The organism is Bradyrhizobium sp. P3_C3 (assembly GCF_056402655.1).
The window spans coordinates 107,894-121,847 of sequence record NZ_JBFUGY010000013.1; the positions used below are offsets into that span (position 1 = coordinate 107,894).

The 13,954-nt window shown below is 65.4% G+C and carries 10 protein-coding genes; 8 read left to right on the top strand and 2 right to left on the bottom strand.

Annotated features, from left to right (window positions below; all coding sequences use genetic code 11):
- Positions 1 to 181: 181 nt before the first annotated feature.
- From AC1DW2_RS16785 to cyoD, 4 genes are read left to right on the top strand one after another with little or no spacing between them, the layout of a single operon-like run.
- Positions 182 to 1,015 (top strand): cytochrome ubiquinol oxidase subunit II family protein, encoded by an 834-nt coding sequence (locus AC1DW2_RS16785; RefSeq protein ID WP_166088820.1) that lies wholly within the window; start codon positions 182 to 184, stop codon positions 1,013 to 1,015.
- Positions 1,005 to 3,005, top strand: coding sequence for a cytochrome o ubiquinol oxidase subunit I (cyoB, locus tag AC1DW2_RS16790; RefSeq protein WP_477006635.1), 2,001 nt, complete (start codon positions 1,005 to 1,007; stop codon positions 3,003 to 3,005). The genes AC1DW2_RS16785 and cyoB overlap by 11 nt, the downstream gene beginning before the upstream one ends.
- Complete coding sequence (locus tag AC1DW2_RS16795) at positions 3,005 to 3,646, top strand: cytochrome (ubi)quinol oxidase subunit III (protein ID WP_071916008.1); 642 nt, start codon at positions 3,005 to 3,007, stop codon at positions 3,644 to 3,646. The genes cyoB and AC1DW2_RS16795 overlap by 1 nt, the downstream gene beginning before the upstream one ends.
- Positions 3,643 to 4,032 (top strand): cytochrome o ubiquinol oxidase subunit IV, encoded by a 390-nt coding sequence (gene cyoD, locus AC1DW2_RS16800; RefSeq protein ID WP_028150137.1) that lies wholly within the window; start codon positions 3,643 to 3,645, stop codon positions 4,030 to 4,032. The genes AC1DW2_RS16795 and cyoD overlap by 4 nt, the downstream gene beginning before the upstream one ends.
- A gap of 214 nt (positions 4,033 to 4,246) precedes the next feature.
- On the opposite strand, the gene AC1DW2_RS16805 is transcribed toward cyoD, so the two are convergent.
- On the bottom strand, positions 4,247 to 5,035 hold the full coding sequence (locus AC1DW2_RS16805) for a thermonuclease family protein (protein ID WP_477006636.1): 789 nt from the start codon (positions 5,033 to 5,035) through the stop codon (positions 4,247 to 4,249).
- 201 nt (positions 5,036 to 5,236) lie between these two features.
- On the opposite strand from AC1DW2_RS16805, the gene AC1DW2_RS16810 reads away from it, so the two are divergent.
- The 4 genes from AC1DW2_RS16810 (at position 5,237) to AC1DW2_RS16825 (ending at position 10,208) form a co-directional block, all read left to right on the top strand.
- Positions 5,237 to 6,835 carry a GMC family oxidoreductase gene (locus AC1DW2_RS16810; protein WP_477006637.1) on the top strand — a complete coding sequence of 533 codons (1,599 nt, stop codon included), beginning with the start codon at positions 5,237 to 5,239 and terminating at the stop codon, positions 6,833 to 6,835.
- A gap of 7 nt (positions 6,836 to 6,842) precedes the next feature.
- Positions 6,843 to 7,292, top strand: a complete 450-nt coding sequence (locus tag AC1DW2_RS16815; protein ID WP_477006638.1) for a hypothetical protein — start codon at positions 6,843 to 6,845, stop codon at positions 7,290 to 7,292.
- Between the two features lie 106 nt (positions 7,293 to 7,398).
- Complete coding sequence (locus AC1DW2_RS16820; RefSeq protein ID WP_477006639.1) at positions 7,399 to 8,418, top strand: S1C family serine protease; 1,020 nt, start codon at positions 7,399 to 7,401, stop codon at positions 8,416 to 8,418.
- Positions 8,419 to 8,477: 59 nt separating this feature from the next.
- Positions 8,478 to 10,208, top strand: coding sequence for an FAD-dependent oxidoreductase (locus tag AC1DW2_RS16825; RefSeq protein WP_477006640.1), 1,731 nt, complete (start codon positions 8,478 to 8,480; stop codon positions 10,206 to 10,208).
- Between the two features lie 141 nt (positions 10,209 to 10,349).
- On the opposite strand, the gene AC1DW2_RS16830 is transcribed toward AC1DW2_RS16825, so the two are convergent.
- Positions 10,350 to 13,826 (bottom strand): indolepyruvate ferredoxin oxidoreductase family protein, encoded by a 3,477-nt coding sequence (locus tag AC1DW2_RS16830; protein ID WP_477006641.1) that lies wholly within the window; start codon positions 13,824 to 13,826, stop codon positions 10,350 to 10,352.
- Positions 13,827 to 13,954: the final 128 nt, after the last annotated feature.

Genomic DNA, 13,954 nt, shown 5'->3' on the forward strand with positions numbered 1-13,954 from the left:
AGAAGGCCGATGGTCCCGCGCAGATGTCATTGACATCGCATGGAATTGCATGCCGCCGGGCGGCACGGCGCGCGATTAAGCGGGCATATCGCGGAACCGTTCTGCCGAGCTTGCGTTTGTTGCGGGGGCTTTTCCGCGCTAGGCTCTCGCCTGGGGTTTCCCAATCGTCAGTGGCTTGCCGATGAATCTGCTCGATCCACAAGGGCCGGTGGCTGCCGCCAACAGCACCATCCTGGTCGATTCCGTCTTTATCATGCTCGTGATTGTGGTGCCGACCATTTTCGCGATTTTGGCCTTTGCGTTCTGGTTTCGCGCGTCCAATCCGAGAGCACGTTACCAGCCTGACTTCGTTTATTCCGGCCGCGTCGAGATGGTGGTGTGGGCGATCCCAGCGCTCACCGTGATCCTGCTCGGCGGCGTCGCCTGGATCGGCTCGCATCAGCTCGATCCCGCCGCGCCTGTGCCGGGCACCGGCAGTCCGGTCCGCATCCAGGCGGTCTCGCTCGACTGGAAATGGCTCTTCATCTATCCGGACCAGCGCATCGCCACCGTCAACACGCTGACGGTGCCGGCCGGCGCCGAGCTGAATTTCCAGCTGACGTCGTCGAGCGTGATGAACGTGTTCTTCATCCCGCAGCTCGGCAGCATGATCTACACCATGAACGGCATGGTGACGAAGCTGAACCTGCGCGCCGACAATGAGGGCAAGTTGCAGGGCCTGTCGGCGCATTTCTCCGGCGACGGCTTTCCCGACATGATGTTCGACGTCAACGTGATCTCGCCGCTCGCCTTCCCGGACTGGGTCGCGACCACGGCGAAGACCGATGCCGTGCTGAACGAGGAGAGCTATACGAAGCTGATGCAGCAGGGCATCGAGAAGAACAGGCTGACCTTTCGCCTGGACGATCCCCGTCTGTTCGACCTGATCGCAACCCAGCACATTCCGCCGGGGCCCGGCCCGGAGCTGCTCTCCGATGCCGGCAGGCCGCACAGTGGAGGTCACGATGCTCGGTAAGCTCGATTGGTCGGCGATCCCGTTCGACCAGCCGATACCCCTCGTCGCGGGTGCCGTGGTGCTGGTCGCGATCCTCGGCGTGCTGATCTGGGTCGTCGTGAAAGGGCATTTGCCCTATCTCTGGAACGAATGGATCACCAGCGTCGATCACAAGCGCATCGGCGTGATGTACATCCTGCTCGCTTCGGTCATGCTGCTGCGCGGCGGCAGCGACGCCATCATGATGCGGCTCCAGCAGGCGGTCGCTTACCAGTCACAAGGCTATCTCCCGCCAGAGCACTACAACCAGATCTTCTCGGCGCACGGCACCATCATGATCTTCTTCACGGCGATGCCGTTCGTGATCGGGCTGATGAACCTGATTGTGCCGCTTCAACTCGGCGTGCGCGACGTTGCTTTCCCAACGCTGAATTCGGTCGGCTTCTGGCTGACCGCGACCGGCGCGCTGCTGGTCAATATCTCGCTCGTGGTCGGCGAGTTCGCGCGCACCGGCTGGCTGGCTTTTCCGCCGCTGTCGGAACTGTCCTATTCGCCGGGCGTCGGCGTCGACTACTACGCCTGGTCTCTCCAGATCTCCGGCGTCGGCACCCTGGTCGCCGGCATCAACCTCGTCACCACCGTGCTGAAGCTGCGCACCAAGGGCATGAACTATCTGCGCATGCCGATGTTCTGCTGGACCACGCTGGCCTCGAACCTCCTGATCGTCGCGGCGTTCCCGATCCTCACTGCCACGCTGGCGATGCTGCTGCTCGACCGTTACCTCGGCTTTCACTTCTTCACCAATGAAGCCGGCGGCAACGTCATGATGTTCATGAACCTGATCTGGGCCTGGGGGCACCCGGAGGTCTATATCCTCGTATTGCCGGCCTTCGGCATCTTCTCCGAGGTGGTGTCGACCTTCTCAGGCAAGGCGCTGTTCGGCTATCGCTCGATGGTGCTCGCGACCATGGCGATCTGCGTCATCTCCTTCATGGTCTGGCTGCACCATTTCTTCACGATGGGCGCCGGCCCCGACGTCAACGCCATCTTCGGCATCGCCAGCATGATCATCGCGATACCGACGGGCGTGAAGATCTACAACTGGCTGTTCACGATGTATGGCGGCCGCATCCGTTTTGCGACGCCGATGCTGTGGGCGGTCGGGTTCATGGTCACCTTCATCATCGGCGGGCTGACGGGCGTGCTGGTCGCGGTGCCCCCGGCCGACTTCATGCTTCACAACAGCATGTTCCTGGTGGCGCACTTCCACAACGTCATCATCGGCGGCGTGCTGTTCGGCGCCTTCGCCGGCTTCGAATACTGGTTCCCGAAGGCGTTCGGCTTTCGTCTCGACGAGCGCTGGGGCAAGGCCGCGTTCTGGTTCACGTTCCTCGGCTTCTACGTCACCTTCATTCCGCTCTATATCGCCGGCATGCTCGGCATGACCCGGCGCATGCAGCACTACGACGTCGCGGCTTGGCGGCCATGGATGTTCGTGGCGGCCGCCGGCATGGCGGTGCTGACGATTGGCGTGATCTGCCAGATCGTGCAACTCGTGGTCAGCATCCGCAACCGCGAGGCCCTGCGCGACCGCACCGGCGATCCCTGGGACGGCCGTTCGCTGGAATGGGCGACGTCGTCGCCGCCGCCCGTGTTCAACTTCGCCTTCTATCCGGATGTGCGCGGCGAGGATGCTTATTGGGATCAGAAGGCCCATGCCAAGCAGCAGCAGCTTGAGCATGATCCGCCGGAGTATCAGGATATCGAGATGCCCAGGAACTCGCCGACCGGCTTCGTCTGCGCGTTCTTCGCCACCATCATGGGCTTCGCGCTGATCTGGCACATCTGGTGGATGGTGATCCTGGGCGGCATCGGCGCATTCGCGACCTTCGTCGTGTTCGCCTGGCGCGACCATGACGAATACGTCATTCCGGCCGACGAGGTCGCTCGCATCGACCGCATCAATCTCGAGGAACGGCGCAGCCTCGTCAGCATGGCGGGAGCGCTCTGATGTCGATGACGGCGACAGCCAGCCGCGCGCATGCCGACCCCCACCACATCGGGCTCGTCGTCGAGCATCCAGGCCCGGCATCGAAGCGCATCGTGACCGCCTACGGCTTCTGGGTCTTCCTGCTCTCCGATATCGTGATGTTCTCCTGCTTCTTCGCGGCCTATGCGGTGCTGTCCGGCCAGACCGCGGGCGGCCCCAGCGGCTCGGAGATATTCGAGCAGCGCAACGTCGCGATCGAGACGGTCTGCCTGCTGCTGTCGAGCTTCACCTGCGGCATGGCCAGCATTGCCGCCGACGTGCGCAACCGGTTCTGGTTCTATCTCGGCATGACCGTGACCTGCGTGCTCGGACTGATCTTTCTCACCATTGAGTTCCGCGAGTTCGCCGACCTCGTCGCACGCGGCTATGGCCCGTCGCGCAGTGCGTTCCTGACGTCGTTCTTCTCGCTGGTGGGCTGCCACGGCCTGCACGTCTCGGCCGGCATATTGTGGCTGCTCACCATGATGGCCCAGGTCTTTGCAAAAGGCTTTCGCGCCGACGTCCTGCGCCGGATGATGTGCTTTGCGCTGTTCTGGCATGCGCTCGACATCGTCTGGGTCGGGGTCTTCTCTGTCGTCTACCTGCTTGGGAGTGCCGTATGAGCGATCAGACGCATGTGCGGACCGGACACGATCTCGCACCGGGCGAGGAAGAACAACACAGCGTCGGCGAGCGGGTGCTCGGCTATGTCGTCGGTCTCGGCCTCGCGCTGCTGCTCACGGCAACCTCGTTCTTCATCGCCGGCACCGACCTGGTCTGGCAGCCGTCCATCCCTGTCGCTCTGATCGTGCTCGCGATCGCGCAGATGGGCGTGCACCTCGTGTTCTTCCTGCACATCACGACGGGGCCTGACAACACCAACAACGTGCTGGCGCTCGCCTTCGGCCTTCTGGTCGTCTTCCTGGTCGTCGGCGGCACCGTCTGGATCATGGGCCATCTGAATGCCAACATGCCGCCGATGGACCAGATTATGCCGATGCGGAAATAGGGCGCACAAAAAAGAAGAGCCGCTTGTTGTGACAAGCGGCCCAAGTCTAGGGAGGAAACGCCCGAGCAAAGCAATCGGACCGAAGCCGGATTGCTGCCAAGGAACGCTCGCGCAAAGCGCTTGCGTACATATTAGATGTAGCAACCACCGAGAGAGTTCAATTCCGGATCAATACTGTCTCCGGCTACCGCTCACATGCTCGTGACGGGCTTCCTCATTTCGGTCGGCGGCAATTGTAGGCCTTGCGGAAGCCGGCGGCCTGCGCGTCGTCCTCCGAGCAGAACCAGCGGTCCGGCTTGGTGGTCGCTGGATAGCTCGGGCAGCCCCTCAAGTGATAGATGCCGATATTGCCGGTGACACGGGCGCGCACGGCGAGCTTGCCCTTGATGCTGCAACTCGGCGGCATGGTCAGCTCCTCCGGAAACAGCGCCGCGCGGATTTCCTTGTCGCGGTCGGCGCGGCAGGCGGCGCCGAGCAGCGTGCCGTCCTTCTTGCCCATGCGGAATTCTTGCGGTGCAACAAAGCAGCCCTTCCAGATGCCGGCTGACGCGGTTTTGGCATCGGCCGCGGCAGCCTTGACGTTCGCCTTGATCGGCTCGCGGGCGATGGCATAGCCAAGCTTGACCAGTTGCTCGTTCAACGAGACCTTGTCGCCCTCGGCGGTGCAGATCGCCCGGTGCCGTTTGCCGAAGCTCTTTTCCGGCCCGACATCGTCACAGCGCACGCTGCGTTTGTTGATCAGCTTCGCCAGCTGGTCGCGGGCCTCGATGCCGCAGGTCCAGGGATCGGCGTGATCGTCGATGCAGACCTGGTCCAGCTCGGGCGCGTCGACGCCGTCGAGGCGGTAGGTGACGTCGCCGAGCTGGATCGAATTGGCGTCCCGGACGGTCGCGGCCGCCGTCAGCGCGGAGGCCGGCCCGGACGCGGCCAGAAACCCGGACAGAGCGAGAAACGAAACAAGCGCGAAGGCGCGGGCGGCGGCAAATGAATTCCTAAAGGACATAACGTCTCGCTATCGATTGCTCTGGCGCCTCGTTCCTAGCATCCGGAAGTCGCGATACCAATGGTCTGCGCCCTGCGAAGTGCGACATTCGCGTGCCAGCCTTTACTGACYGGCCGGTCTGCCCCTATCGTTCGGCACGATCAAAAACCTGCGTAGACCGAATCGCCCTTGAAGCGGCGAGGGCGGGAGGAAGAAAGTTCGATGAAAGACCCCGTGGACGTCCTGATCATCGGCGCCGGCGCTTCAGGTGCCGCGATCGCGTGGTCGCTGGCCGAGACCAAGATGCACATCCTCTGCCTGGAGCAGGGCGGCTGGATGAACCCGGCGGAATATCCCAGCACGGGCCGCGACTGGGAGGCCAAGTTCTACGGGGAGTGGTCGTCGAGCCCGAATGTCCGCGGTCGGCCCGAGGACTATCCGATCAACGACGACAATTCGCCGATCAAGGTCGTCAACTACAACGCGGTCGGCGGCTCGACGGTGATGTACACCGCGCACTGGCCGCGGCTGCATCCCTCCGATTTCAAGGTGAAGACGCTCGACGGCGTCGCCGACGACTGGCCGATCGACTACGACGCGCTGACGCCGTTCTTCGAAGAGAACGACCGCATCATGGGTACGTCAGGCTTGTCGGGCGATCCGCTGTCGCCGCTGACGCATCCGCCGATGCCGCAGCAGCCGATGGGATTGTCCGGCGCCATCATCGGCAAGGCCATGAACAAGCTCGGCTGGCACTGGTGGCCGTCGGACACGACAGTCGCGACCACGGACTATGAGGGCCGCGCGCGCTGCATCAATCTCGGCCATTGCACGCCGGCCTGCGCCCAAGGCGCAAAGTCCTCGACCGACATTACCTATTGGCCGCACGCGATCCGAGCCGGCGTCGAGCTGCGCACGCATTGCCGGGTGCGCGAGATCACCACCGACGAGAACGGCATGGCCTCGGGCGTGGTCTATTACGACAAGGACGGCGTCGAGCAGTTCCAGCCGGCGCATGTCGTCATCATCGCCTGCAACGGCGTCGGCACGCCGCGGCTGCTGCTCAACTCGGCATCCAACCGCTTCCCGCACGGTCTTGCCAATTCGTCGGGCCTCGTCGGCAAGAACCTGATGTTCCATCCCTATGCGCAGATCTACGGCTATGTGAAGGAGCCGACCGACAGCAACCGCGCGCCGCCGACCTGCCTGTGGAGCAAGGAATGGTATGACACCGACCTGTCGCGCGGTTTCGTACGCGGCTACGGCGTCCAGTTCGTGCGCGGGGCAGGGCCCGTGTTCGAGGCCGTCGTGAGCGAGCAGAGGGGCATTTTGCCGTGGGGCGCGGATCATCACCGCGTCTTCCGCAAGCTCAATGGCCATCGGCTGGGATTCTCCGCGATCTGCGAGGACCTGCCGGAGGAGCACAATCGCGTCACGCTCGATCCTGCCCTGAAGGACAGCCACGGCATTCCAGCGCCGAAGATCGACTACACGATCAGCGAGAACAGCCGGAAGATGATGGAGCATGCGCTCGCCCGCGGCCGCGAGGTTCTGGAAATGGCGGGGGCGACCGACATTTGCGTCAACTCGCCGATCCCGTGGGGCGGCTGGCATCTGCTCGGCACCGCGCGGATGGGCACCGACCCCGAACGCTCCGTCGTCAACGAATGGGGCCGCACGCATGACGTGAAGAATCTCTTCATCGTCGACGGCAGCATCTTCGTCACCTCGGGCGGCGTCAATCCGACGTCCACCATCCAGGCCCTCGCGCTCTACATCGCCGACCAGATGAAGCAGCGCCTCGCAAACTTGTTCGACTGAGGCCGTCATGTCCGCAGACAATCAACTCACCCGCGCCCAACGCGATGACCTCCGTACCATCGCTGCGATGATCGTTCCTGCCAGCGATGAGTACAAGGTGCCCGGCGCCGACGATCCCGCGATCCAGACCGACATCCTGACGACGCTGGGCCGGGACACCAAATTGGTGGCGGCGGCGCTGGACCATCTGGCGCGGCTAGCGGGGCAACCGCTCGCCGGGCTCGATGCCGCCAGGCGCGATGCGGTGGCGCAGGAGTTCCGCAGCTCCGGCGGCGCGGCTGCCGCAACGCTCGTCCGCGTCGTCCTGCAATGCTACTACCGCGACGACCGGGTGCTGCGCTCGCTCGGGCTCGAGCTGCGCGCGCCGTTCCCCAAGGGTTACGTGCTCCCGGACGGCGACTGGTCGCTGCTCGACCCGGTTAAGGCGAGGGCGGGCGCGCTGCGGCGGGCGCCCTAGCCACCTTGGTAGGTCAAGTCCTGACAGCCCAGCCTTGCGCCCCAGGCGGGTCCCTTGCGCTGGCAGGAACAGGCCACCATTTGTGTGAGCCTCAAGGACTCTTGCCATGCTGGATTTTACCTCAGACATCGTCGATGACGCCGCGTCATCGCGAGCGACAGCGTCTGCCCCGGTCGATGACCGGGCCCCGCTGGACGCCTATTCCAACGCCGTGATCGACGTGACCGACCGTGTCGGTCCCGCCGTCGTTCGCGTCGAGACCGGGCCAAAGGTGCCGAACGGTCGCGAGCGCGGCGGGCTCGGCTCCGGCATCGTGATCTCGCCGGACGGGCTCGTGCTCACCAACAGCCACGTGGTCGGTTCCTCCAAGGAGATCCGGCTGCGGGACGTCGAGGGTAACGTCGGTGAGGCCCGCGTACTCGGCGTCGATCCCGACACCGATCTGGCGCTGCTCCGCGCCAACGGCGTCCGCGACTTGCCCTATGCCGCGCTCGGCAACTCCAAGACACTGCGCCGCGGCCAGCTCGTGATCGCGATCGGCAATCCGCTCGGCTTCGAGTCGACCGTGACCGCCGGCGTGGTCTCGGCGCTGGGGCGCTCGATCCGCTCGGTGAGCGGCCGCACCATCGAGGACGTGATCCAGACCGATGCTGCGCTCAACCCCGGCAATTCGGGCGGGCCGCTGGTGTCGTCGAATGCCGAGGTGATCGGCATCAACACGGCCATCATCAACGGCGCGCAAGGCATCTGCTTCGCGGTCGCCAGCAACACCGCGCAGTTCGTGCTGTCGGAGATCATCCGCCACGGCTATGTCCGCCGCGCCTTTATCGGCGTCGCCGGGCAGACTGCACCGGTCCCGCGGCGGCACGCGGTACTGGCCGGCGTCGACAACAAGATGGGCGCGCTGCTGATGCAGATCGAGCCGGACGGACCGGCGGCGAAGGCGGGCCTGTTGCCCGGCGACGTCGTCATCAAGCTCGACGGCGTCGAGATCAACGGTGTCGACGATCTGATCCGCGTGCTCGACCGCGACCGGATCGGCCGGCGGCTCGCCATGGACGTGCTGCGGCTCGGCCGCTTGCGGGCGATCGATATCGACCCGATCGAGCGGAAGCCGGCGCGCTAGCGTTGGTGCCTCGGGGCGAGGTATGACGGTGTCATGCCTCGTTCCCGGACCCTTGCCGCATGATGCCGGCGCATGAGACCTACGATGTCATTGTCGTCGGCGCCGGCGCCGGGGGCATGACGGCTGCGGCGGTGGCCGCCGCTGAAGGCTTGCGCGTGCTGGTGATCGAGAAGACGGCGTTCGTCGGCGGCACCACCGCCTGGTGCGACGGCATGGTCTGGATCCCGGCCAATCCCAAGATGAAGGACGTAGGGCTGTCCGACAGCATCACGGACGCGGTCCGGTATCTGTCGAGCACGGTGCCGGAGCCTGCCAATGCGGGCTTGCGTGCCGCTTTCCTCGCGCGCGGGACGGAGGCGGTCGCCTATCTCGAAGCCAACACGGAAGTGCGCCTCCAGCCGGTGAAAGCCTGTCCGGACTGTTATCCGGAGCGGCTGGGAGCAACGCCCGGCGGGCGCGTGCTGGAGCCGGTCGCGTTCGACGGCACCCGGCTCGGTGCGCCTTTCGCGCGGCTGCGCGCGCCGCTGCCGGAGTTCATGCTGTTCGGCGGGATGATGGTCAACCGCCTCGACATCCCGCATCTGCGCCGGGCCGGAAAATCGTTGCGTTCGACCCTGCGTGCGGCGCGGCTCGTTTCGGAATACGCGTTGCAGCGGCTGCGCAGCCCGCGCGGCACGACGCTGCATCTCGGCAATGCGCTCGCCGCGCGGCTCTATGCCTCGCTGCTGGCGCGGCAGGTCGCGATTCTCTTTTGCGCCGATGTCGAGGACCTGTCGATGCAGGGCGATCGCGTCGGCGGCGTTGTCATCCGCCACGGCTCCCGCGACCGCCCGATCGCCGCGCGCCGCGGCGTGGTGGTCGCGACCGGCGGCTTTTCGCACGACGCCGTGTTGCGCAAACGCTTCTTCCCGGCCGCGGCTGGTTTCGTCTCGGCGGCCAGCACCGCTGGCACTGGCGACGGGCTCCGGCTTGCGGCCACGGCCGGTGCCGCGCTCAACACGGAGGCGACGAGTCCGGCCTATTGGGTGCCGGCCTCGCTGTTCCGTCGCGCCGATGGCAGCCGCGGTGTTTTCCCGCATACCGTGACCGACCGCGCCAAGCCCGGCGTGATCGCCATCAACGCGGCCGGCCGTCGCTTCGTCAACGAGGCGCAGTCGCACCATGAGTTCGTGCTGGCGATGTTGCGCGACGGCAATGGCGAGCCGGACCGGCCGTTTTATCTCGTCTGCGACCGTCAGTTCCTGTGGAGCTATGGCCTCGGCCGCATCAAGCCGTTTACGCTCAACCTCCGGCGCTATCTGGCGAGCGGCGAGTTGCTCAAGGCTCCCGACATCGCGCAGCTCGCGGCGAAGATCGGCGTCAATCCGTCCGTGCTCACGGCGACGATCGCAGGTTACAACGTTGATGCGAAGCAGGGCCGCGATCCCGAATTCGGTCGCGGCAGCACCATCTATCAGCGCCACCTCGGCGATGCCAGCCACAAGCCCAATCCTTGCGTCGCGCCGATCCTCCGCGCGCCGTTCTTCGCGATGCGCATCCATCCGGCCGATCTCGGCACCGCCATCGGCATGAAGGTGGATGCCCAGGCGCGCGTGCTGCGCGAGGACGGCACGCCGGTCGCGGGTCTCTACGCCTGCGGCAACGACATGGGCTCGATCATGAACGGGAATTATCCGGGACCGGGGATCATGCTCGGGCCGGCGTTGACGTTCGGGTACATCGCGGGGCGGCATCTGGCGGAGGGTGGTGCGGCGCGTGAGACGGCTGCCGGCGTGTCAGCTTCGGTCTAGCCACTACCTCCACCGTCATGCCCCGCGAAGGCGGGGCATCCAGTACGCCGCGGCCTATCGATTCAACCACAACCGCCTCGGAGTACTGGATCGCCCGCCTTCGCGGGCGATGACACCGAGAATGAGGCGACAGCTCCCCCGCTACTCCGCAGCCGCGGCAAAGCGGCTGTTCTCCAGCTCGGCCTCCAGCCGCGCTGTCTCGGCTGCCGCGAGCTTGATGTTGGCTTCCTTGACGTGGCCGAAGCCGCGGATCGTCTCGGGCACGCGCGCGAGCCTTGCCAGCAGCGGGATCTGCTCCGCCTTCAGCCCGGCGATCCGCTGATCGATCATGCCGAGATAATCCGCGACCAGCTTCCGCTCGGTCCGGCGCTCCTCGGTGCGGCCGAACGGGTCGAAGGTGCCGCCGCGCAGGAACTTCAGCTTGGCGAGAACGCGGAAGGCGTGGACCATCCAGCCGCCGAACTCCTTCTTCTGAAGGTGTCCGGTCGTCTTGTCGCGTTGCGCGAAGATCGGCGGGGCGAGGTAGTATTTCAGCGTGAAGTCGCCGTCGAACTTCTCCGACACTTTCTTCGCAAAGCTGCCGTCGGTGTAGAGCCGTGCAACCTCGTACTCGTCCTTGTAGGACATCAGCTTGAACAGGTTCTTGGCGACCGCCTCGGTCAGCTCCGTGGATGCGGGCGAAGCGGCCATCTCCGCCTTGCGCACCTTGGCGACGGCCGCGAGGTAACGGTCGGCGTAGGCCTTGTCCTGATAGCCGGTCAGAAACTCCGCGCGGGTCGCGATCACGTCGTCGAGCGACTTCGTCGGTGCGGAAGCGCGGCTCTTGAACTGCAGTACGCTGCGCACGCGCGACATGTCGTGGGCGGCCAGCCGTCCCCAGGTGAAGGCAAGCTTGTTCATCTCGATCGCCGCGCCGTTGATCTCGATGGCGCGGAGAAGGGCCTCCAGCGACAGCGGGATCGCGCCCTTCTGGAAGGCGAAGCCGAGCATGAAGGGATTTGTCGCGATCGAGTCGCCCATCAGGGCCGAGGCAATGCCTGTCGCGTCGATGATGTCGAGGTTCGTGTCGCCGACGGCGTCACGCAGCACGGTCTGCATCGTGCCCATCTCGAAGTCGAGATCGGGATTCTGCACGAAACTCGCGGTCGGCTGCAGGTCGGCGTTGATATACGCCTTGGTCACGCCGCGTTCGGCACGGCTGAGTGCGGAGGGACCTGCCGAGACGATCACGTCGCAGCCGAGGATGACGTCGGCGCCGCCGGTGGTGATGCGGACGGCAGAGATATCCTCCGGCCTCCGTGCGATGCGGACATGGCTCATCACCGCGCCGTTCTTCTGCGACAGGCCGGTGAAGTCGAGCGCCGAGCAGCCACGGCCGTCGACATGGGCGGCCATGCCGAGCAGCGCGCCGATGGTGATGACGCCGGTACCGCCGATGCCGGTGACGAGGATGTTGTACGGCGCCTCGAGTTCGCGGGCAGGAGGTAGCGGCAGGTCGGCGAACAACTGTCCGGAATCGACCGCCGACGTCTTCATCCGCTTCAGGCTGCCGCCATGCACGGTGACAAAGCTCGGGCAGAAACCTTCGACGCAGGAAAAGTCCTTGTTGCAGTTCGACTGGTCGATCTGGCGCTTGCGGCCGAACTCGGTCTCCAGCGGCTGCACCGAGACGCAGTTGGAGGCCTGCGAGCAATCGCCGCAGCCTTCGCAGACGAGCTCGTTGATGAAGGCACGCTTGGCGGGATCGGGATAGAGCCCGCGCTTGCGGCGGCGGCGCTTCTCGGCGGCGCAGGTCTGGTCGTAGATCACGACCGTGAGACCCTTGATGTCGCGCAGCTCGCGCTGGACGGCGTCGAGCTCGCGGCGGTGATGGATGGTCGCCCCCTGCGGGAAGTAGTTGCCTTCCGGATACTTCGTCGGATCGTCCGATACGATCGCGAGTCGCTTGACACCTTCGGCCCAGACCTGGTGCGCAATCTGCGCGACGTTGAAGGCGCCTTCGGCCGGCTGGCCGCCGGTCATCGCGACCGCGTCGTTGTAGAGGATCTTGTAGGTGATGTTGATGCCCGCGGCAGAGGCTGCGCGCAACGCAAGCAGGCCGGAATGGGTGTAGGTGCCGTCGCCGAGATTCTGGAAAATGTGCTTCTCGGTGGTGAAGGGCGACTGGCCGATCCAGTTCACGCCCTCGGCGCCCATATGCGAGATCAGATCGGTGCGGCGGGTCGGCATGCTCAGGGCCATGCCGTGGCAGCCGATGCCGGCCATGGCGCGGCTTCCCTCGGGCACGCGCGTCGAGGAGTTGTGCGGGCAGCCCGAGCAGAAGAACGGTGTGCGCGCGAGCTTGATCTGCGTGCTTGATGTGACGGGACTGTCGAAGGCTTCGAGGCGGGCGAGGCGCTGCTCCAGCACCGGGCTGTGATGCCCGAGCTTGCGCAAGCGCGCCACCAGTGCGCCCGCGACAATTGTCGGCGTCAGCTCGCCTTCGCTCGGCAGCAGCGGCGCGCCGCGCTCGTCACGCTTGCCGGTGACGGTCGGGCGCCTGGAGGCATCGATATTGTAGAGGATGCGCATCAGCTGGTCTTCGATGAAGCCGCGCTTCTCCTCGACCACGAGCACATCCTGAAGGCCTTCCGCGAAACGCTTGGCGCCGCTTTCCTCCAGCGGCCAGGTCAGTGCGACCTTGTAGATGCGCAGGCCCAGGTCCTGCGCGTCCTTGTCGGTGATGCCCAAATCAGCCAGCGCCTGGCGCAGATCGAGATAGGCCTTGCCGGTCGCGACAATGCCGAGCCGCGCGGGCTTTGAATCGAGCACGATGCGGTCGAGCTGGTTGGCGCGCGCAAAGGCCTGCACCGCGGCCATCTTCGGGCCGAACAGACGTCGTTCGGCGTCCAGCGGCGGATCGGGCCAGCGGATGTTGAGGCCACCGGGCGGCATCTCGAAATCATCGGGAAGCTTGATCTGGATGCGCGCGGGATCGCTATAGATCGAGGCCGAACTCTCGACGGTCTCGCTGATCGCCTTGAAGCCGACCCAGCAGCCGGAGAAGCGCGACAGCGCAAAACCATAGAGGCCGAGGTCGAGATAATCCTGGAGCGTCGCCGGATTGATCACGGGGATCAGCGCCGCCGCGAACACCTGCTCGCTCTGATGCGCCAGCGTCGAGGACTGGCAGCCATGGTCGTCGCCGGCAAGCGCGAGCACGCCGCCATTGAGCGACGTGCCGGCTGCGTTGGCATGTTTGAGCGCGTCGACCGAGCGGTCGACGCCGGGGCCCTTGCCGTACCAGATGCCGAATACGCCATCGACCTTGGCGCCGGGGAAAAGGCCAACCTGCTGGCTGCCCCAGACGGCGGTCGCCGCCAGGTCCTCGTTCAGGCCGGGGACGAAGGCGATGTCGTGCTGCTGAAGGTGCGACTTCGCGCGCCACAGCGCGTGGTCGTACATGCCGAGCGGGGAACCGCGATAGCCCGAGATGAAGCCGCCGGTGTTGAGGCCCTGAAGCCGGTCGCGTTCGCGCTGCAACATGGGCAACCGAACCAGTGCCTGCGTGCCGGAGAGGAAGATCCGCTTCGATTCGAGCCGGTATTTGTCGTCCAGCTCGACCTGCATCAGCGTCATTTCAGGAGTCCTCGTCTCTCGTTCGGCGTGGGGTTTGCGCTGCGGGAGGGATAGCGGCGGCGCGACGCGAATTGTGACAGTCAAGAGCATGGGCCGGCGAAGTCAATACGGCTAGCCGCATCCGTGGC